At 66.2% G+C, this 20,150-nt stretch carries 19 protein-coding genes, 1 tRNA gene and 1 pseudogene; 8 read left to right on the top strand and 13 right to left on the bottom strand.

The features are described from left to right. Positions 1 to 15: 15 nt before the first annotated feature. The 7 genes and pseudogenes from gph to AC56DV_RS18070 form a co-directional block, all read left to right on the top strand. A pseudogene (gene gph, locus AC56DV_RS18100) lies at positions 16 to 751 on the top strand (phosphoglycolate phosphatase); the annotation flags it as partial. A 201-nt stretch (positions 752 to 952) separates the two neighbouring features. Further along, positions 953 to 2,449, top strand: a complete 1,497-nt coding sequence (gene trpE, locus AC56DV_RS18095) for an anthranilate synthase component I (RefSeq protein WP_496315620.1) — start codon at positions 953 to 955, stop codon at positions 2,447 to 2,449. A 1-nt stretch (position 2,450) separates the two neighbouring features. Further along, complete coding sequence (locus tag AC56DV_RS18090) at positions 2,451 to 3,014, top strand: anthranilate synthase component II (protein ID WP_496315619.1); 564 nt, start codon at positions 2,451 to 2,453, stop codon at positions 3,012 to 3,014. Positions 3,015 to 3,093: 79 nt separating this feature from the next. After that, positions 3,094 to 4,152, top strand: coding sequence for an anthranilate phosphoribosyltransferase (trpD, locus tag AC56DV_RS18085; protein ID WP_496315618.1), 1,059 nt, complete (start codon positions 3,094 to 3,096; stop codon positions 4,150 to 4,152). Between the two features lie 10 nt (positions 4,153 to 4,162). Beyond that, the gene (locus AC56DV_RS18080; RefSeq protein WP_496315617.1) at positions 4,163 to 4,807 is read left to right on the top strand and encodes a LysE family translocator; all 645 of its coding nucleotides are present in this window, start codon (positions 4,163 to 4,165) and stop codon (positions 4,805 to 4,807) included. Between the two features lie 10 nt (positions 4,808 to 4,817). Next, positions 4,818 to 5,618 (top strand): indole-3-glycerol phosphate synthase TrpC, encoded by an 801-nt coding sequence (gene trpC / locus AC56DV_RS18075; RefSeq protein ID WP_496315616.1) that lies wholly within the window; start codon positions 4,818 to 4,820, stop codon positions 5,616 to 5,618. 34 nt (positions 5,619 to 5,652) lie between these two features. After that, entirely contained in the window at positions 5,653 to 6,168 is a 516-nt protein-coding gene (locus AC56DV_RS18070) for an energy transducer TonB (RefSeq protein ID WP_496315615.1), read from the top strand. 15 nt (positions 6,169 to 6,183) lie between these two features. Here AC56DV_RS18070 and AC56DV_RS18065 read toward each other — a convergent pair whose 3' ends face one another. The 10 genes from AC56DV_RS18065 to AC56DV_RS18020 all read right to left on the bottom strand — a co-directional run bounded on the left by AC56DV_RS18065 (position 6,184) and on the right by AC56DV_RS18020 (position 17,526). Continuing rightward, positions 6,184 to 7,341, bottom strand: coding sequence for a GGDEF domain-containing protein (locus tag AC56DV_RS18065; RefSeq protein WP_496315614.1), 1,158 nt, complete (start codon positions 7,339 to 7,341; stop codon positions 6,184 to 6,186). Between the two features lie 23 nt (positions 7,342 to 7,364). Next, the gene (locus tag AC56DV_RS18060; RefSeq protein WP_496315613.1) at positions 7,365 to 9,194 is read right to left on the bottom strand and encodes a M61 family metallopeptidase; all 1,830 of its coding nucleotides are present in this window, start codon (positions 9,192 to 9,194) and stop codon (positions 7,365 to 7,367) included. Beyond that, positions 9,191 to 9,772, bottom strand: coding sequence for a nucleotidyltransferase family protein (locus AC56DV_RS18055; RefSeq protein ID WP_496315612.1), 582 nt, complete (start codon positions 9,770 to 9,772; stop codon positions 9,191 to 9,193). The genes AC56DV_RS18060 and AC56DV_RS18055 overlap by 4 nt, the downstream gene beginning before the upstream one ends. Beyond that, positions 9,773 to 12,040: a xanthine dehydrogenase family protein molybdopterin-binding subunit gene (locus AC56DV_RS18050; protein WP_496315611.1), complete on the bottom strand. Its 2,268-nt coding sequence runs from the start codon at positions 12,038 to 12,040 to the stop codon at positions 9,773 to 9,775. A gap of 10 nt (positions 12,041 to 12,050) precedes the next feature. Then, complete coding sequence (locus tag AC56DV_RS18045) at positions 12,051 to 12,509, bottom strand: (2Fe-2S)-binding protein (RefSeq protein ID WP_057158105.1); 459 nt, start codon at positions 12,507 to 12,509, stop codon at positions 12,051 to 12,053. Between the two features lie 12 nt (positions 12,510 to 12,521). Continuing rightward, complete coding sequence (locus AC56DV_RS18040) at positions 12,522 to 13,247, bottom strand: DsbC family protein (RefSeq protein ID WP_496315610.1); 726 nt, start codon at positions 13,245 to 13,247, stop codon at positions 12,522 to 12,524. Positions 13,248 to 13,261: 14 nt separating this feature from the next. Continuing rightward, complete coding sequence (locus AC56DV_RS18035; protein WP_496315609.1) at positions 13,262 to 14,497, bottom strand: FAD-dependent monooxygenase; 1,236 nt, start codon at positions 14,495 to 14,497, stop codon at positions 13,262 to 13,264. Then, a complete protein-coding gene (locus tag AC56DV_RS18030) occupies positions 14,494 to 15,459 on the bottom strand; it encodes a TIGR03571 family LLM class oxidoreductase (RefSeq protein WP_496315608.1) in 966 nt (321 codons plus the stop codon). Before AC56DV_RS18030 ends, AC56DV_RS18035 begins: the two co-directional genes overlap by 4 nt. A 2-nt stretch (positions 15,460 to 15,461) precedes the next feature. Beyond that, on the bottom strand, positions 15,462 to 16,274 hold the full coding sequence (gene dkgB, locus AC56DV_RS18025) for a 2,5-didehydrogluconate reductase DkgB (protein ID WP_496315607.1): 813 nt from the start codon (positions 16,272 to 16,274) through the stop codon (positions 15,462 to 15,464). Positions 16,275 to 16,374: 100 nt separating this feature from the next. Then, positions 16,375 to 17,526, bottom strand: a complete 1,152-nt coding sequence (locus tag AC56DV_RS18020) for a ScyD/ScyE family protein (protein ID WP_496315606.1) — start codon at positions 17,524 to 17,526, stop codon at positions 16,375 to 16,377. Between the two features lie 197 nt (positions 17,527 to 17,723). Here AC56DV_RS18020 and AC56DV_RS18015 point away from each other — a divergent pair. Continuing rightward, positions 17,724 to 17,799, top strand: a tRNA-Phe gene (locus AC56DV_RS18015). Positions 17,800 to 17,881: 82 nt separating this feature from the next. Here AC56DV_RS18015 and AC56DV_RS18010 read toward each other — a convergent pair. From AC56DV_RS18010 to AC56DV_RS18000, 3 genes are all read right to left on the bottom strand, one after another. Beyond that, positions 17,882 to 18,301, bottom strand: a complete 420-nt coding sequence (locus AC56DV_RS18010; RefSeq protein ID WP_496315605.1) for an FxsA family protein — start codon at positions 18,299 to 18,301, stop codon at positions 17,882 to 17,884. A 171-nt stretch (positions 18,302 to 18,472) separates the two neighbouring features. Beyond that, positions 18,473 to 19,423, bottom strand: coding sequence for an MYG1 family protein (locus AC56DV_RS18005; protein ID WP_496315604.1), 951 nt, complete (start codon positions 19,421 to 19,423; stop codon positions 18,473 to 18,475). A 70-nt stretch (positions 19,424 to 19,493) separates the two neighbouring features. Next, positions 19,494 to 20,114 (bottom strand): TetR/AcrR family transcriptional regulator, encoded by a 621-nt coding sequence (locus AC56DV_RS18000; RefSeq protein WP_496315603.1) that lies wholly within the window; start codon positions 20,112 to 20,114, stop codon positions 19,494 to 19,496. Between the last annotated feature and the right edge of the window lie 36 nt (positions 20,115 to 20,150).

The raw sequence follows: 20,150 nt of genomic DNA, 5'->3' as shown, positions 1-20,150 counted from the left end.
GCCGCTACCCCAGGCTTGAACCCGCTGCGCGGCGTGCAGGCCGCCATCATCGACCTGGACGGCACCATGCTGCACACCATGCCGGACTTCCACGTCGCCATCAACCGCATGCTGGCCGAGCTGCGGCCGCAGTTTCCAGGGCGGGGTCAGGTCCGGCATCGCGCCNATGCCGGACCTGACCCCGGAAGTTATTGCGCTGATGGTAGGCAAGGGGTCGGAGCATCTGATCCGCTCGGTACTGGCGGTTTATCTGGAGGCGGACGGCGTGGAGCAGCACTTCGGCGCCGCCATGGACGCCTACCAGCGCCATTACCTGGACATCAATGGCGACCACAGCACGCTGTATCCGGACGTGGCGGCAGGGCTGGCCGCGCTCAAGGCGCACGGCCTGCGCCTGGCCTGCGTGACCAACAAGCCGATCGCTTTTGCGAAACCCTTGCTGGAGCAAAAAGGCCTGGCCGGCTATTTCGAGGTGGTCTACGGCGGCGATTCGCTGGCGCAGAAAAAGCCCCATCCCCTGCCGCTGTTGCAGGTGTGCCGCGATTTCGCGCTGGAGCCGGCCCAGGTGGTGGCCATCGGCGATTCCTCGAACGACGCGCAGGCGGCGCGCGCGGCCGGCTGCCCGGTGCTGACGGTGCCGTACGGCTACAATCACGGCGAGTCTATACACGACACAGATTCCGATGGTATAGTTGACACGCTGCTACACGCGGCAGACTTGATACGCTTGCACAACCAGATAGCAAACTGATCCTAAACACAGCATGTTTCTCAACAAAAGACACAATGTCACGCACCAGGGCTCGATTGAGGCCTGGCTATGGCGACGCTGGCAATCCTGGGCTAACTGACCCGCGCTGATTGCTGTCGCCCGCATTTTCGTGCGCCGACAGGTTTTTTGAACTACCCCCGCCCGAACTCCACCTATCGCTTTGGGCGGCACGGAGAGAACATGACCGAACTCGAATTCAAATCGCTGGCCACGCAAGGCTACAACCGTATCCCACTGATCGCGGAGGCTTTCGCCGATCTGGAAACCCCGCTGACGCTGTACCTGAAGCTGGCGCAAACCCAGCACCACGGCAAGAACACCTTCCTGCTCGAATCGGTGGTGGGCGGCGAACGCTTCGGCCGCTATTCCTTCATCGGCCTGCCCGCGACCACGCTGCTGCGCACGCACGGCAACCTGACCGAGATCGTGAAGAACGGCGCCGTCATCGAAACCCACGAAGGCAATCCGCTCGACTTCATCGAACAGTTCCAGTCGCGCTTCAAGGTGGCGCTGCGTCCCGGCATGCCGCGATTCTGCGGCGGCCTGGCCGGCTACTTCGGCTACGACACGGTGCGCCATATCGAGAAAAAGCTGGCCGGCGGCGCGCCGAAAGACGACCTGAACCTGCCGGACATCCAGCTGATGGTGACCGAAGAGCTGGCGGTGATCGACAACATCTCCGGCAAGCTGTACCTGATCGTCTACGCCGACACCAGCCAGCCGGAAGCCTATTCGAAAGCGCGCCAGCGCCTGAAAGACCTGCGCGCCCTGCTGCGCCGCGGCGTCGATGCGCCGGTGACGTCGGCCTCGGTGCGCACCGAAACCATCCGCGACTTCGACAAGGAAGACTACCTGAAGGCGGTGGCCCGGGCCCACGAATACGTGATGGCGGGCGACCTGATGCAGGTGCAGATCGGCCAGCGCCTGCGCAAGCCCTACGTGGATTCGCCGCTGACGCTGTACCGCGCGCTGCGTTCGCTGAACCCGTCGCCGTATATGTACTTCTACAATTTCGGCGACATGCAGATCGTCGGCGCCTCGCCCGAGATCCTGGTGCGCAACGAGACGGCGGCCGACGGCCAGAAGAAAGTCACGCTGCGCCCCATCGCCGGCACCCGCCCGCGCGGCGGCACGCCGGAACGCGACGCCGAGTTGGCGAAAGAACTGCTGGCCGATCCGAAAGAGATCGCCGAACACGTGATGCTGATCGACCTGGCGCGCAATGACCTGGGCCGCATCTCCGACATCGGCACCGTGAAGGTGACCGACCGCATGGTGATCGAGAAGTACTCGCATGTGCAGCACATCGTCTCCAACGTGGAGGGCACGCTGAAGGAAGGCATGTCCAACCTGGACGTGCTGCGCGCCACCTTCCCGGCCGGCACCCTGACCGGCGCGCCGAAAGTGCGCGCCATGGAAGTGATCGACGAGCTGGAAATCAGCAAGCGCGGCATTTACGGCGGGGCCTGCGGCTACCTGTCCTTCGGCGGCGAAATGGACGTGGCGATCGCCATCCGCACCGGCGTCATCAAGGACGGCATGCTGTACGTGCAGGCCGCGGCCGGCATCGTGGCCGACTCGATACCGGAAATGGAATGGCAGGAAACTGAAAACAAGGCGCGCGCCGTGCTGCGCGCCGCCGAACAAGTGCAAGATGGCCTGGATGGGGAGTTCTGAGATGCTGCTGATGATCGACAATTACGACTCCTTCACCTACAACATCGTGCAGTACTTCGGCGAGCTGGGCGAGGACGTGCGCACCTTCCGCAACGACGAAATCACGATCGCTGAAATCGAAGCGATGAACCCGGACCGCATCTGCATTTCGCCGGGGCCGAAAGCCCCTGCGCAGGCAGGCATTTCGGTCGAGGTGCTGAAGCACTTCGCGGGCAAGAAGCCGATACTCGGCGTGTGCCTGGGGCACCAGGCCATCGGCGAAGCGTTCGGCGGCAAGGTAATCCGCGCCAAGCAGGTCATGCATGGCAAAACTTCCGCAATCGCGCATACCGGCGTGGGCGTCTTCCAAGACCTGCCCAGCCCCTTCACCGTGATCCGCTACCACTCGCTGGCGATCGAACGCGCCTCGCTGCCTTCCTGCCTGGAAGTGACGGCGTGGACCGACGACGGCGAGATCATGGGCGTGCGCCACAAGGAATACGACATCGAGGGCGTGCAGTTCCACCCCGAGTCCATCCTGTCGGAACACGGCCACGCGCTGCTGAAGAACTTCCTGGAACGCTGACCGGGCCGGCGCGCGCGCGCCGACGCATCCCTGGCCCGAAATCCGTCCCGAGCTCAATCCGAATTGAAGAGGAATTGCCATGCCTACGCCTAAAACCACGCACCAGATCACGCATCAGGAAGCGCTGCTGCGCTGCATCGAGCACCGCGAGATCTTCCACGACGAAATGCTGCACCTGTTCCGCCAGATCATGTCCGGCGAAATGTCGCCCGTGATGGTCGCGGCCCTGACCATGGGCCTGCGCGTGAAGAAAGAAACCATCGGCGAAATCGCCGCCGCCGCGCAGGTGATGCGCGAGTTCTCCACCAAGGTGCCGATGGCCGACACCACCAACCTGCTCGACATCGTCGGCACCGGCGGCGACGGCGCGCACACCTTCAACATCTCCTCCACCGCCATGTTCGTGGCGGCGGCGGCCGGCGCGCGCGTGGCCAAGCACGGCGGACGCAGCGTGTCGTCCTCGTCCGGCTCGGCCGACGTGATCGAGTCGCTCGGCGCCAACATCAACCTGAAGCCGGAGCAGATCGCGCAGTCCATCGCGCAGACCGGCATCGGCTTCATGTTCGCGCCCAACCACCACGCCGCCATGAAGCACGTGGCGCCGGTGCGCCGCGAGCTGGGCGTGCGCTCCATCTTCAACATCCTGGGGCCGCTGACCAATCCGGCCGGCGCGCCGAATATCCTGATGGGCGTGTTCCACCAGGATCTGGTGGGTATCCAGGTGCGCGTGCTGCAGCGCCTGGGCGCGCAGCACGCCATCGTGGTCTATGGCCGCGACAATATGGATGAAGTGTCGCTGGGCGCCGCCACCATGGTGGGCGAGCTGGTGAACGGCGAAATCCGCGAATACGAAATCCACCCGGAAGACTTCGGCATGCAGATGATCGCCAGCCGCAACCTGAAGGTGGCCGACGCCGCCGAATCGAAAACCAAGATGATGGAAGCGCTGCGCGGCGAACCCGGCGCGGCCTACGACATCGTGGCGCTGAACGCCGGCACGGCGCTGTACGCGGCCGGCGTGGCCGCCTCCATCGAGGACGGCCTGGCCAAGGCGCGCGCGGCCATCACCTCCGGCGCGGCGCTGGCCAAGGTGGAGCAGTTCGTCTCCGTGACGCAACAGCTCGGCGCGGCCAACTGAGGAGACCATCATGTTCGGCATCCATGACCTGACCCTGTTTATCGTTTCCGGCCTGCTGCTCAACATCATGCCGGGGCCGGATACGCTGCTCATCATGGCGCGCAGCGCCACCCAGGGCTGGCGCGCCGGGTGCGCCGCCGCGCTGGGCATCGGCGCCGGCACCATGGTGCACGTCACCGCCGCCGCCGTCGGCCTATCCGCGCTGCTGTCCACCTCCGCCATGGCCTTCAGCGTGGTGAAATGGGTGGGCGCGGCCTACATCGTGTACGTCGGCATCGGCATGCTGCGCGCCAGGCTCAAGGGCGGCGAGGCGGACGCCGGGACCATGCCGGCGCCGGCGCCGCTGGCCTACCGCAAGATCTTCGCGCAGGGCTTCCTGACCAACGTGCTGAATCCGAAAGTGGCGCTGTTCTTCCTGGCCTTCGTGCCGCAGTTTATCTCGGCCGACGCGCCCAACAAGGCGTTGGCCTTCCTGATCCTCGGCTGCATCTTCAACTTCAACAGCATGCTGTGGTGTAACGGGCTGGCAGTGTTCACCGCCTTCGCCAGCGCGCGCCTGAAAGTCAAACCGCTGGTGGCGCTGTGGCTGAACCGCATTACGGGCGGCCTGTTCCTGGCACTCGGGGCGCGCCTGGCGCTGTCCGAACAACATTGAAAGCACGACCATGTCCGACATCCTGAACAAGATCCTGGCCACCAAGGCCGATGAAGTGGCGGCGGCCAAGAAGCACCGCAGCCTGGCCAGCCTGCGCGCCGAAGTGGAAGGCGACGCCGAGCTGCGCGCCAATCTGCGCGGCTTCGAGGCCAGCCTGCGCAAGAACATCGCCGCCGGCCACGCGGGCGTGATCGCCGAAGTGAAAAAGGCATCGCCGTCGAAAGGCGTGCTGCGCGCCGACTTCCGCCCGGCCGAGATCGCCCACAGCTACGCCTCGCACGGCGCCTCCTGCCTGTCCGTGCTGACCGACGTGCACTACTTCCAGGGCGCCGACGACTACCTAAAACAGGCCCGCGCCGCCTGCGACATCCCGGTGCTGCGCAAGGACTTCATGATCGATATGTACCAGATCTACGAAGCGCGCGCGATGGGCGCCGACTGCATCCTGCTGATCGTGTCCGCGCTGGACCACGGCCTGATGGCGGAGATGGAAGCCTGCGCCCATGAACTGGGCATGGGCGTGCTGATCGAGTCGCACGACGGCGAGGAACTGACCGCCGCGCTCAAGCTGAAAAGCAACCTGATCGGTATCAACAACCGCAATCTGCGCACCTTCGAAACCTCGCTGGACACCACGCTGAACCTGCTCGGCCGCATCCCAGCAGAGCGCCTCGTTATCACGGAATCGGGTATCCTGAACAGTGACGACGTGCAGCGCATGCGCGACGCGAACGTCCACAGTTTCCTGGTGGGCGAAGCCTTCATGCGCGCGCCGGATCCAGGCGCGGAGCTGCGCCGCCTGTTCAGCTGATTTGTTGAGCTAAATCTTTACCGGGAGGCCCGCCATGGGCAAGTTACAGCATACCGCCGCAGTGGCCCTCGCGGCGCTGCTGTGCGCTTCCCTTCTGGCCTCCTGCGGCAAGGAACCGCCGCGACGCGACGCGCCGTCCGCCAGGCCCGCCGACATTCCGCGCACGCCGCTGCCGGCCGAACAGGTGCCGGTGCCGCCGCTGCCGGCGCCGATCCACAACCTGGACGACTACAAGCGCGCGCTGGCCGCGAAAATCCTGGCCACCACGCCGGATGCCGCATTCAGCGGCGCGCTGCCGCCACTGCTGACTTCCATCGTGGTGGTGGAGGCGAAGATCGGGCGCGACGGCGACATCGTGACCCTGCGCGTGGCGCGCTCGCGCGACCAGAAAGCCAGCGGCCTGGCGCTGGCCGCCATGCGCGCGGCGGCGCCCTTCCCCAAGCCGGGCAAGCTGATGACCGGGCACCACCAGACCTTCGATTTTTCCGAAACCTTTTTGTTCAACAAGGAATACCGCTTCCAGATCCGCACGCTGGCGCCGGTGCAGTGACGCCGTCAGCCCGTGTCAGCGCAGCTCGGCCGTCCCGGCCAGCTCCACCCGGTCGCGGCCGTTTTGCTTGGCGCGGTACAGTGCCGCGTCGGTGCGGCCCAGCAGGCTGTCCAGCGTCTCCTCGCGCGACAGGTGCGTGCCGATGCCGATGCTGACCGTGCAAGGCGGCAGCTGGTCGTCCCAGCCGGTGCGCAGCGCGGTGCGGATACGGTCCGCCACCATCATGGCGCGCGGCACTTCCGCGTCCGGCAGCAGCACCACGAACTCCTCGCCGCCGAAGCGCGCCACATAATCGCTCTCGCGCAAGGCCTGGCTGATGACGTTGGCAATCTGCACCAGCACCCGGTCGCCCACCACGTGGCCGTAGCGGTCATTGACGGCCTTGAAATGGTCCAGGTCTATGCTCATCAGCGACAGCGGCCGCCGCTCGCGGCGCAGCTGCACGCGCTGCTTGGCGTAGAAGATATCGAAGCCGCGCCGGTTCAGCACCCCGGTCAGCGGATCGTGCGTGGAGCGCTCCTCCAGGATGCCCTGCAAGCGCCGCATGGCCATCATCAGGAAGGCAATCGCCAGCATCAGCGACATGAAACTGGCCAGCGCCATGAACACATTGACCAGCGCGCCGTTGCGCAGCACGTCCTCGGTGACCACGTCGGTCGACAAGGCGATCAGCATGCGCGCCAGCACGGTCAGCGCCTGCAGCGTCACCAGCACGCCGAAGAAACAGTAGGAGAAGTGGCGCGTGCCGTGGCGCCACACCAGCCAGCACTGGACCGCGTAGAAAATGAAGGCGGCCAGCGAAAACGCGGCGATGCGCGCCCCCAAGTGCGGCTGCACCAGCAGCCACCACGCAGTGAGCAGCCCGCCCACCAGCCAGACGCCGTGGAACAAGCCCCAGCCCGGCCGCCGCGCAAAGAACTCCTGGGTGCCGATCATGGACAGGCCCACGCCCCAGAACAACAGCATATTCGCCGCCAGCAGGCCGGCTTTTCCCACCCAGCCGTTCACCGCGAACGACACGCCCGCGCCGACGATGCACAGCAGCCCCAGCGACCAGCGGTCCAGCCCGCGCACCTCGCCCCGGAAACTGCGGTGCACCGAGTACATCACCATGCTCATGACGGCGCTCATCACGATCGTCATCAGCAGCAGGGTCCGCAGATCCAGTTGCAAGAACTGCGCGGGCCCGGGGTTCATCAGCGGACCGCGCTCGGCCGGGCTGGTCCGGCGGATTTCTTGCCGGGGACTTCAGGCGCCAGCGCCAGCGTCACGGCGGGCACGCGGTCGGCCTGCAGCCGCACGCTGAAGGTGTGCAGCTCGTCGCGCCGGAAGGCGTGCACTTCGACGGTGGCGCCGACCTTGTAGCGCGACAGCAGCCCGTCCAGGTTGCCCGGCGTGACGCGCAGGCCGTCGATGGCCACCAGCAGGTCGCCCGCCGACAGCCCGGCCGCATGCGCCGCGCCGCCCTCATGCACGGCGGACAGCTTGGCGTCCGCGCCGTCGCGTCCCAGGTTGGCGTCCAGGCTGGGCTTGGCCGTCTTGCGCTCGTCGCTGTACTTCACGCCGAACGGCGCCAGCATTTTCGCCAGCGGCAGGTCTTCCGTGCCGCGCACGTATTTATCGAAGAACGATTTCAGTTTGGCGCCCGCCACTTCATCGCACAGCGCTTCCACTTCGGCCGGCGTCACGCCCACGCCGCGCGCCTTGTTCTCGTAAAAGTCGCGGCCGTAGCGCTGCCACAGCGCCAGCATCACGTCGTCCAGCGACTTCCTGCCGGCGGTTTTGGCGCGAATGGTGAGGTCGAGCGCCATGCACACCAGCGAGCCCTTGGTGTAATAGCTGACGATGGCGTTGGCCGCGTTCTCGTCCTGGCGGTAGTACTTGCCCCAGGCGTCGAAACTGGAATCGGCCACGCTCTGCTTCAGGCGCCCCGCGCCGCGCAGCACGCCGCCCACGGTTTTGCCCAGCAGCTTGTAGTAGGCCGGTTCGCCGATGATGCCGGCGCGCACCAGCATCAGGTCGTCGTAATAGCTGGTGCCGCCTTCGAACAGCCACAGCAGCGGCGTGTAGCCTTCCGCGTTCAGGTCGTACGGCGCGAAGGCGGCCGGCTTGATGCGCTTGACGTTCCAGGTGTGGAAGTACTCGTGGCTGCACAGGCCGAGGAATTTCAGATAGCCCTCGCCGATGTCCGCGCCTTTCGGGGTGGCGGCGGTGGGCAGGTCGGCGCGCGCGCAGATCAGCGCGGTGGAGGCGCGGTGTTCCAGGCCGCCGTAGCCGTCGCCCACGGCCATGGTCATGAACACGTAGCGGTCCATCGGCGCGCGCCTGGTTTTAGGCTCGAAGAAGGCGATCTGGGTTTCGCAGATGGCTTTCAGGTCGGCGCACAGGCGCGCCATGTCCAGGCCGGGCACGCGGCCGGTAATCACCACGTCGTGCGGGATGCCGTGCGCCTTGAACGTGGCCAGCGCGAAGTCGCCCAGTTCCACCGGGTGGTCGATCAGTTCATCGTAGTTGGCGGCGGCGTAGGTGCCGAAGCCGTAGCGCCTGGCCTTCAGCTCGGGCAGCGAGGTGGCCACGCGCCAGGTTTTCGCCGCCGGGTCGGCCGGGCGCTGGATGTCCACCACGTGCTGCGCGTCCTCCTGGCCCGCCACGCGCAGGAATACGCTGGTGCCGTTGAAGAAGGCGTGGGTCCGGTCCATGTGCGCGGCCCGCACCGACAGGTCCCAGGCGTAGACTTCGTAGACCACGGTCAGCCTGCCCGCCACCGGCGCGGCTTGCCAGGTGTGCTTGTCCACCTTGGCCAGCTTGATCTCGGCGCCGTCCGATTCCGCGCGAATCCGGACGATATTGCGCGAAAATTCGCGGATCATGTAGCTGCCCGGGATCCAGGCCGGCAGCGCCAGCAGCTGGCCTTCCGGCGCCGGCTGTTCCACGGTCAGCGTTACTTCGAACATATGGCCGGCCAGGTCCTTGCCGACGATGGCGTAGCTGATGCCCGGCTTCTTCGATGGTGCGTTTTTCTTCATATCCGTTCCTTGGGGTGCAGGTCGGCCGGGGTGTCGATGTCTTGCAGGATGCCGCTGTCGTCCACCTCCAGCTCCGTCACTGCCGAATGTCTCAAAATGCCGCGCGCGCCCTGGTCGCCTTCCAGCGCCAGCAGCTGCGGCAGGTAATGGCGGCTGAACCCGACCGGGTTGCCGCGCCGGCCCCGGTAGATGGGCGCGGCAATGCCTGCGCCGTGTTCCAGGGCGGTTTTCAGTGATTGTATTGTAGATGGCTGCACATGGGGCATATCGCCGAGCGCGACGATCCATGCCGATTCGGTACTTGCGTATTGAACGGCGTGCGCCAGCGAAGCGGCCATGCCGGTGTCGGCTAGCGGGCAGACAGTGACTTCGCAGCCCAGCGCCAGCAGCTGCCCAGCCACAAGCCCGGGGCCGGGGCGCACCACTGCCACCACGCGCGGCAGCACAGCCAGCATGTGGCGCGCGCTGCGCACTACCACGGCGTCATCGCCGAGTCTCTGCAGCAGCTTGTTGCGCTGGCCGGAAGGGTCGAAACGCTTGCCCCTTCCGGCCGCCAGCAGGATGCCGCAGATGTCCACCTAGGCCTTGGCCGTCTTGGCCAGGTCGAACGGCAGTTTGCGCAAGCGCTTGCCGGTGAGCTTGAAGATGGCGTTGGCGTAGGCCGGCGCCAGCGGCGGGAAGCCCGGCTCGCCCATGCCGGTCGGCGCTTCCGTCGACGGTACGATGTGCACGTCCACCGCCGGCATGTCCGGCATGCGCGCCACCACGTAGTCGCCGAAGTTCTGCTGCTCCACCACGCCGTCCTTCAGCGTGATGGCGGCGCCCGGCAGCGTGGTGCCGACCGCCATCAGCACGGCGCCCTGCACCTGCGCTTCGATGGTCATGGGGTTGACCGCCGTGTTGCAATGCACGCCGGCGGTCACCGTGTGCAGATGCGGCACGCCGCCCTTGACCGATGCCGTCACCACGTAAGCGACCACGGTGCCGAACGATTCATGCACCGCCACGCCCCAGGCCTGGCCTTTCGGCAGCGCCTTCTTGCCGTAGCCGGACTTGGCCACCGCCAGGTCCAGCGCGGCGTGATGGCGCGCGTGCTTGGCGTCGATTACCTGCTTGCGGTAGGCCACCGGGTCCATCTTCGCGGCGTGCGCCGCTTCGTCGATCAGGGTTTCCATCACGAAGGCGGTGTGGGTGGAACCCACGGAACGCCACCACAGCACCGGCACATTGGCCTTGGCGTTGTGCACGGACAGGTTGAGCGGCAGGTCGTACGGCTCGCCCATGCCTTCGATCATGGTGGCGTCCACGCCGTCCTTCACCATCATCGGCTCGAACGGCGAGCCGGTGATGATGGACTGGCCGACGATGCTGTGGTTCCACGCCAGCAGCTTGCCCTTGGCGTCGAAGCCCAGTTCCGCCCGGTGCACGTGCGACGGCCGGTAGTAGCCGCCACGGATATCGTCTTCGCGGCTCCAGATGATCTTCAGCGGGCCGGACTTGCCTGCCGCCTTGTAGGCCAGCGCCACGTTGGCCGCCTCCACCAGGTAGTCCGAGCTTGGCACCGCGCGGCGGCCGAAACCGCCGCCCGCCATCAAGGTGTGCAGCGTTACCTGTTCGGGTTTCAGCCCGGCCGTGCGGGCGATGGCCGCCTGGTCCAGGGTCTGGAACTGCGAACCGGCCCAGACCTCGCAGCGGTCCGCCTTCAGGTCGATGACGCAGTTCAGCGGTTCCATAGGCGCGTGCGCCAGGTAAGGGAACTCGTAGACGGCGGTCAGTTTCTTCGGCGCCTTGGCCAGCCTGGAGATGTCGGCCTTCTTCACCGGCAGGCCGGGCTTCTGCGCCAGCGCCTTGAACTCGGCCATCTGCTTGGCGGTGCTCACTTTCTCAACCGCGCTGGTGTCCCATTCCAGCACCAGGGCTTCGCGGCCCTGCTTGGCCGGCCAGTAGCCGTTGGCGATCACGGCGACGCCGCGTCCGCCACGGTCGGTGGCCACTTCCAGCACGTCTATCACGCCGGGAATGGCCTTGGCCTTGCTGGCGTCCAGCTTGGCCACCTTGGCGCCGAATACCGGCGGGCGCGCCACCACGGCCACCTTGGTGCCTTCCGGCTTGAAGTCGATGCCGAACTGCTGCTTGCCAGTGGATTTGTCCTGTGCGTCCAGCCGCTTCACCGGCTGGCCGATGATGACGAAGTCTTTCGGATCTTTCAGCTTGACGGCGGCGGGCACCGGCTGCTTCATGGCTGCGTCGGCGAAAGCGCCGTACTTGGCCTGCTGGCCGGCAGGGCCGATCAGCATGCCTTTCGAGGTGCGCACCTGGTCCGGGCTCACCTTCCACTCGGCCGCAGCAGCCGCCACCAGCATGGCGCGCGCCTTGGCGCCGATTTCGCGGTACTGGATATAGGAGTGGGCGATGGAGCCGGAGCCGCCGGTGATCTGGATGCCGAAGGCCGGGTCTTTATACTGCTCGCCCGCGTCGGCCAGCTCGCCGCGCATCTGCGCCCAGTCCGCGTCCAGTTCCTCGGCGATCAGCATCGGCAGCGAAGTCTGCACGCCCTGGCCGAACTCCAGGCGGTTCACCTGCACCGTGACGGTGTTGTCCGGCGCAATGCGCAGGAAGGCGTTCGGTTCGTAGACCTTGGCCGGCGCCGCCGCTTCGGCCGCGCGCGCCATCTTGTTGCCGCCGCTGACGAAGAAGCCCAATACCAGGCCGCTGCCCGCCACCGCGCCTGCCTTCATGAAGGAGCGCCGCGACACGCCGCCGGCGCCGCCTTGCGAGGCGGCAGGTGCCGCGGCCGCGCCGATATCCGCCATCGCGGTCCCTTGATTCAACCATTCTTTGCGCATGGCGTTCTCCTCAGGCGATGGTTTTGGCAGCGTCTTTGATGGCGGCGCGGATGCGCTGATAGGTGCCGCATCGGCAGATGTTGCCCGCCATGGCGCTATCGATGTCCGCATCGCTCGGCGCCTTGTTGGTGCGCAGCAGCGCCGTGGCGCTCATCACCTGGCCGCTTTGACAGTAGCCGCATTGCGGCACGTCGTGCTTGACCCAGGCGGCTTGCACCGCCTTGCCCACCGCATCGCCTTCCATCGCCTCGATGGTGGTGATCTTCTGCCCCGCCACCGCCGAAATCGGCGTGATGCAGGCGCGGGTCGGATTGCCGTCGATATGGATGGTGCAGGCGCCGCACAGCGCCATGCCGCAGCCGAACTTGGTGCCGGTCATATTCAGGTTGTCGCGCAGGGCCCACAACACCGGGGTGGATGGGTCCGCGTCTACCTGCACGTCCTTGCCATTGACATTCAATGTGATCATCTGCCGCGCTCCTTACTGTTTAATAGAGGACAACTTGGATTCCAGCGTCTTGATGTCGATGGCGCCCGGCACCCGGCTGCCATCGGCGAAGAAGATGTTCGGCGTGCCGTTGATGCGCAGCTTCTGGCCCAGCGCCAGCACCTTCTCGTTCGGCGTGGTGCAGCCGGCCGGCGCGGCCGCCGCGGCTTTACCGGACAGCATCCAGTCGTCCCAGGCCTTGTTGCGGTCGGCCGAGCACCAGATGTTCTTGGACTTGGTGAAGGAGTCCTCGGACAGGATGTTGTACATGAAGGTGTAGATGGTGACGTTGTCCACGTCCTTCAGCGCCTGCTGGCGGAAACGCTTGCAGTAGCCGCAGTTCGGATCTTCGAACACGGCCATCACGCGCTTGCCGTTGCCCTTCACGGTCTTCAGCGCCATTTCCAGCGGCAGCTCGGAGAACTTGATCTTGTTGATGTCGTCGATGCGGGCCTGGGTCAGGTCTTCGGACGTCTTCAGGTTGAACACGTGGCCGACGATCAGGTAGCTGGCGGTCTTGTCGGTGTAGCGGATTTCGTCGCCGATGCGCACCTCGTACAGGCCGGCGTACGGCGTCTCCTTGACGGAATCGACCTTGACGTTGGTGCCCAGACGGGGCTCGATGGCTTTCTTGATGCTTGCTTCGGTCGGGTTTTCCGCGCCGACGCAGGATGCCATGAAGGCGGAGGCGAACAGTAGTGCAGTCTTGCTGAATTTCATAAAGGCTCCGGTGATCACTTACCAAGTGCGTGGGAAATCAGCCGGCGCTTCAAGCCCGGCAATTTGTCCAGCAAGTTTAATCCCAAATTGCGCACCAAGCGCAAAGGCTCAAGATCGGTCCCGAATAAACGGTCCAGGCCATCGGTGGCCAGCTGCATCAGCAGCACGTCTTCCTTGCGCGCGCGGGCGTAACGGCCCAGCACCCGCTCGTCGCCCAGGCCGCGGTGCGGCTCGCGCTCGTTCACGATGCGCACCAGCTGCTCCACGTCCGCAAAGCCCAGGTTCATGCCGTGGCCGGCCAGAGGGTGCACCACGTGCGCCGCGTCGCCCACCAGCGCCACGCGCTGCGCCACCATGGCGTGCGGGCGCATCAGGCGCAGCGGGAAGCCGCGCACCATTTCCGGCTGCACCGGCGTCAGCTTGCCCAGTTTTTCCTGCGCGTAGACCGCCAGGCGGTCGGCCAGCTGCTGCGCGCCCTCCCCGCGCAGCCGGTCGGCCAGCGCTTCCGGCGCCGACCACACCAGCGACACCAGGTTGCCCGGCAGCGGCAGCAGCGCCACGATGCCGTCCGCGCCGGTAAACCACTGCTGCGCCGCGCCGTGGTGCGGATGCTCGCAATGAAAATTGGCCACGATGGCGTGCTGGCCGTAGGCGCGGTAATCCAGGCCGATGTCGCACTGGCCGCGCACCCATGAATCGGCGCCGTCCGCGCCCACCACCAGCTCGGCGCGCACGGCCGAGCCGTCCTCCAGCCGCACGGTGACGTCGTCCGCGCCGCGCACAAGGCCGATGGCGCGGCCGCTGACGGTGGTGACATTGCTGGCGAAGCGCAGCGCAGCGTCCAGCGCCTGGTTCAGGTTGCGGTCTTCGACAATCCACGCCAGCGTGCCGGTATGGGCGCCGTAGGCGTCGAAGGACAGGCCGCCGGGCTGGCCGCCGTCGCCGTTGACCAGCATGGCGTCCACCGGCGCCACGCGCGCGGCGTCGAGCGCGCCCCACACCTTCAGGGACGACAGCAGATTGTGCGCGGTGTGGTTCAGCGCGTAAACGCGCACGTCCCAGCTGGCCTGGACGGCGGGCTGGGACGGGGACGGTTGCGACGCTGGAGGGGACGGCGGACAAAGCAAGGTGACGCTCTGCCCGGCCTGGGCAAATCCGAGCGCCGCCGTCTTGGCGATGGCGCCGTTGCCAACGATGCAAATATCGCTTTGAACGACGCGCTGCGAAGCGGGGGAAGATGGATTGTTCATCCAGCCATTATAGCGGCGGCGGCTGGTGCGCGGGCGCCGTGAAACTGCGGCAGCACGAACTCGGCGATCTCCTGCATCGCCTCGGCCACCGGGCGCTGGTTCTGGCGCAGATGCAGGCCGAGATGCCGCACGCCGGCCGCCTGCAGCGCCGCCAGCTCCAGCGCCAGCCCCTTGCGGCCCACCCGGCCGCCGAAGCGGTGGTAACGCATCGGCGCGTCCGGGTCTTCCGCCAGGTCCAGGTGGAAGAAGCTGATGTAGGGCTTATCCGGCCCCGCCACCGCGCGCCAGGCCGCCGCGCGGCGCTGGTGGTCGTGCGCCATGCCGGGATAGGCCAGGCAGCCGTCCATATGCCCGCCCACCCATTCGGGCGTCTGCTGCGCCAGGCCCGCCACCAGCAGCGGCAGGCCGGGCTGCGCGGGACGCGGCAGCAGCGCCACGCCGGGCGGCAGCGCCGCCGCGCCCCCGTCGCGCACCATGGCCACCTGCTCCCGGAACGCCGCGCCGCGCGTATCGAAATCGCGCCCGAACACCGGATACTCCACCGGCCGGTCGCCGCTGGCCACGCCCAGCAGCAGGCGCCCGCCGCTCAGCTGGTCCACGCTGGCGGCCGACTTCAAGGTCAGCACCGGCTCGCGCAGCGGCAGCACCACGGCCGCCGTGCCGAGCAGGATATTCCGCGTCGCGCCCGCCAGGTAGCCGAGGTAAGTGAAAGCCTCGAACACCTGCGCCGCGTCGCCGAAGGACGGATCGTACAGCGGCACGTCGCGCACCCACAGGGCGCGGTAGCCCAGGCGGTCCGCCAGCTGCGCCAGTTCCGCGTGGCGCACCATGTCCGGCTCGCCCGGCACGCGGCCGGAGGCGCGGTTCGCCGCGCGGCCCGCCATCGACCAGTCGTTATCGAGCGGCAGCTCCAGGCCGACGCTGAAACCGCCGTGCCGCAGTTTATCGAGTGCGGACGCCATGCTCAGTCCCACTGCGGCGCCAGACCGTCCGGATTGGCGATGCGCTCGTTGCGCTCCAGCGTGGCGATGGCCGCCATGTCTGCGGCGCTCAGCACCAGGCCGCGCGCCGCCAGGTTGCCTTCCAGGTTGGCGCGGCTGGTGGAGGACGGGATCACCGCAAAGCCCTGCTGCAGCGACCAGGCCAGCGCCACTTGCGCCGGCGTGGCGTTGTGGCGGCGCGCGATCTCCACGATCACCGGCTCCTGCATCACCTTGCCGTAGGCCAGCGGCATGTAGGCCGTCAGGTGGATGCCCTGGCTGCGGGCGTACTCCACCACCTTGCGGTTCTGCAGGAAGGGATGGATTTCGATCTGCTGCGTGGCGATCTGCTGCGCGCCGACCGCAGCCACCGCCTGCCGCAGGTGCGCGACGGTGAAGTTGGACACGCCGATCCGCTTCGTCAGCCCCTGCTCCCTGGCCTCCGCCAGCGCCGCCATGTACTCGGCCACCGGCACCGCATCGCCGGGCGACGGCCAGTGGATCAGCGCCAGGTCCAGCTGCTCCAGGCGCAGCTTGCGCAGGCTTTCCTTCAGGCTGGGAATCAGCTTGCCGCCGGCCAGGCTCTCGGTCCAGACCTTGGTGGTGACGAACAGCGCCTCGCGCGGCACGCCGCTGTCCGCCATGGCCTGGCCGACTTCGGCCTCATTGCCGTAGATCTGTGCCGTATCGATATGGCGGTAGCCAAGCTCCAGGCCATTGCGCACCGAGTCGATGACGACCTGGCCTTGCAGGCGGAAGGTGCCGAGGCCGATTGACGGGATGGTGGTGTGGGTCATGGGGTTTTCCTTGTTCAGATGATGGCTACACTATGCCTTCACCGTTTGTTGAGAAAAACCCCGCAAACCTCAAATTATATTTGCCTCCGGCGCAAAGAACTCAGTCCAGCGTGATGCGCAGCACCTGCCCACCGTCCGGGAAGCTGCCCGCCACCGGCCCCGGCACGATGCCGAAATTGGTGACATACGCCGCGCCGTCCGGCCCTATCGCCAGGCCGCCCGGATAGTACAGGTCCTGGTAGATGACGGTCTGGGTGCCGTCCGCATTCACCCGGATCAGGCGCCCCGGCGGCAGCAGCGGCGGCCCGCCTGCGCCGGCCAGTCCACTGCCCACCTGCAGAACGTAGAGGCGATGGCTGGCGTCGAACGCCAGGCCGATGATGTTGGTGAAGCCGCTGGCGAACACCTCCGGCGCTCCGCCGTGCGGCGACACGCGGTACACATTGGCGGCGCCGGCCGGGAACGGGAAGCCGGTCAACTGGCCGGCGTACAGCCAGCCGTCGCGGCCGTCGATCACGGTGGTGGGCACGGCCTGCATGGGAATGGTGGCGCCCGCCGGCAAGCCGAGGAAAGGCGGCGCCGGCACCGGCCGCGCCTCGAATTTGGCCAGCGTGGTGATCTTGCCGTTGGCTGCCACCGAGAACAGCGCATTGGCGCCGGCGTCGGCCACGATGTGCTGCTGGCCCAGCGCCGCCACCGCGTAAGGATTGCTGTCGCTGCCGCCGCTGACAGGATTGTTGGCCGCCTCGAACGCGGCAATGTCGGCCGACAGCTTCCAGTTGCCGGCGCCGCCGACCTGCAGCACCTGCCCCAGCAAGTTGGCCTTGGCGCCCAAGCCCGCGCGGGCGGACGCGTCGGCGGCCAGGCCCATCGCCAGGCGCCCGTTGCCCACGCCCGTGAACACAATGCCCTGCGGCCCCAGCGCGCCGAAGCCGCCCGGCGCCGCCATCGACGGCAAGCCGCTGATCACCTGCACCGGCGCCGCCTTGCCGGTCGGGTCCACCCGCGTCAGCGCGCCGGTTTCGCCGTAGCAGGCGCTGCGCGAATCGGCCAGGACGATGCATTTACCGTCGCCGCCCCGCCCGGCCTCGGTCACGAACAACTGGCCATTCGGCGCAAACGCGAGGCCACGCGGGTTGCTCAATCCTTTGGCGATCACTTCAACTTGGGGCGCCGCCAGTGCCGGCGGTGCGGCGGCAGCGAAGACGGCGGAAACGACGGCACTGGCGAAAGCGAGGCGTATTCCTTCCATGACGAGCTCCTCTTGGCGGGATGGACTTCAGGATTGGCAGTATCAAAATTGCAAATCCAGTTTAACCCGGCAGTAAGCTAAGTCAAGAACGGCCGCCAGCCACGGCGCAACGCCAACGCTTAAACACCCCACATCCCGCCATTTTCCCAAAAAAGCCCCTTGCATCCGCAAAATGATCTGCTATAATTCTGCTCCTTGGCCTGGTAGCTCAGTTGGTAGAGCAGAGGATTGAAAATCCTTGTGTCGGTGGTTCGATTCCGCCCCGGGCCACCAAGAACAGCGTCAAACGAGAAAAGCCAACCCATGCAGGTTGGCTTTTTCGTTTCCGAAGTTAGCAGCGGACAATCAGTCAAGCTCACTCCTTCTTCTCCCTGAATTCACCATCAATCACCTTGTCGTCAGTGCTGTTGCGAGGGTTTTGGCCGGTGAATTTGAAGACCGACGATAAGATCCGATCGAAAATAGCCCGCCTCAACCAGGGGTAGGCGAGAAGAAAAGCCGCAACGAAGCCTGTGAACAATGCGGGCACGTATTCGCCTCGCGACAGGAAGTTCACCAGGCACACTGCGAGCATGCCCACCACGAGCGGCCGACGGACAGGTTTAGGCAACAGGCCAACGATGCGCGGCTTACCTTTGCTTATCCAGGGAAATCTTGCGAACAGAACGCCAAGAAGCAAGCCTGCGATCACCCGCCCTGTGCCGAGATAATCGGCCAACACGCCGACGACCAGGAAACCGGTGTAGGTGATCGTGCCCGCCAGGGCCGCGAGCACCAATAAAGCAACAGCGATCGTTAGCTTTGGCGTACGTATCGCCGCTGCGACTAAAAAACGTAGGATTTACGTACTCCTGTAAATGGCACCACAAGGCTACTGGAAATTCTAACAGCACTCACCCGTGTCAGGGCTTTCATCAGAAAACTGATATCACCCGTCGCCTGCAGTCTAGTCGGCTTGCTCCAGCGCCTGCAGCGCCAGCTTTGCCATGGCGCGGGCGCCCTCGTACGACTTGACCGCCGCGATGAATCTGCCGTTGTGGCAAAAGCCCGCGTCCGGCACGCCGGTTACCGCAGCAAGCTCGGCGTCGCGCAGTCCCGCCCATGGCTCAGGCAGATCGGCGCGCGCCTTGAAACTCTCCGGGCTGACCGGCACGGTGTGCAGCATGTAGCGCTGCTCGGCGGGACTATGGCTGATGACGAACAGCACCTTGGGCATTTCCTTGCGCACCACCTGGGTCCATGGCAGCGCGCTGTTCTGCAGCAGCAGGACTTTGCCGTCCTCCAGCATTTCCCCTTGCCGCACTTGCTCCACCGCGAGCAAGGCGCCGACGCGGTATTTCACCGCGTTGACCATGACGTCGGTCAGCAGGGCCATCGCCTGCCGGAACTGCGCCAGGCGGTAGGCGTCGGCCACCTCGCCGTAGCCCAGCCTTTGCTCGTCGAGCCAGTTCGGATTGAAGCCCGACACCACCGCCGACAGCCCGTATCCTCCGGGCGCATTCTTCGCGGCCCCCACATCCGACAGATCCAGGTATTGCACGATGTCGGCATCGATGGCGTACGCCATTTCGCGCGCCTTGTCTTCAGGCAGCTGCTGCCCTGTATACGCGGCGGCCAGGGCAATGACGCAGCGCGTGCCGTACTCCCGCCAGACCAGTCCCGCGCTGGCGTAAGGAACACCGGTCGGCCGTGCCGCGTCGAAGCCTTTCTGGTGGTGATCGAAACGGCCGGTGGCAGGGTCCCAGATGCCGCCGACGTCGACCGCAAAGTCGGCCGCCTCGACAGCCGCCGCATCGCGCGTCCGGATGATTTCGTTATCGGGAAATAAGATGTTCAGTACCGCGACCGCCCATGCGTCGTCCGCATGAAATTTGCCGCTGTGAGTCACGATGACCATAGGAATGTCCCAGTGCAGATGAAGTTGGCACGATCATACCCGCATTGGGGTGCGGGCCCTGCCCCAATTCCTATGCGCCGGCGCTGGCGACCAGCCCGCGCAGGAATACCAGGATCATGCGCCCCGACGGATCGGGCCGGTTGCCCATGCCCTGCAGCGCCAGGCCATGCGCCAACGCCATGAAGGCTGCCGCCAGTTCTTCCGGGGCGGCCGGCGGCGTGCGGCCCAGCGTGGTGAACAGCTTGCCGATGACGCGGCCGAGCCTGGCCCGATGCGCGTCCCACACGGCCTGGTACTTGACGGCGAACGTCGGGCTGCGGTTGGCGTGCAGCTGCAGCTCGATCGACAGCATGGACCAGCTGGCATCGTGATTGAGGGTCGCAGCCCAGCTTTCCAATTCCGAGAATATCTGCTCAGGCGTGCGCCCGTCGCTGTCCATGACGCTGGAAAGCTGGGCGCCCTCCGCCTCCATATGTCCTCGCAGCAGCTCCAGCAGCACCTCCTCCTTGCTGGCGAAGTTCGAGTAGAACGCGCCCTGCGAGTAGCCGGCCCGCTCCGCGATATCGCGGATGGACGTGCCGCCATAGCCGTTTGCGACGAACAGTTGCTGCGCGGTGTCGATCAGGCGGGCGCGGGTCTGGGCCTGGCTTTCTTCGCGGCTTAGCCGCTTTCTGGGTGGAGATTCGCTCATGGGCCGTAAAGATATCACACGAACTCCGGATAGCGC

Source organism: Massilia sp. BGA-UO-ETr-WB1, from assembly GCF_059567845.1.
Note: the sequence above shows the minus strand (reverse complement) of the source record. Positions and strands in the feature narration are given on the sequence as shown.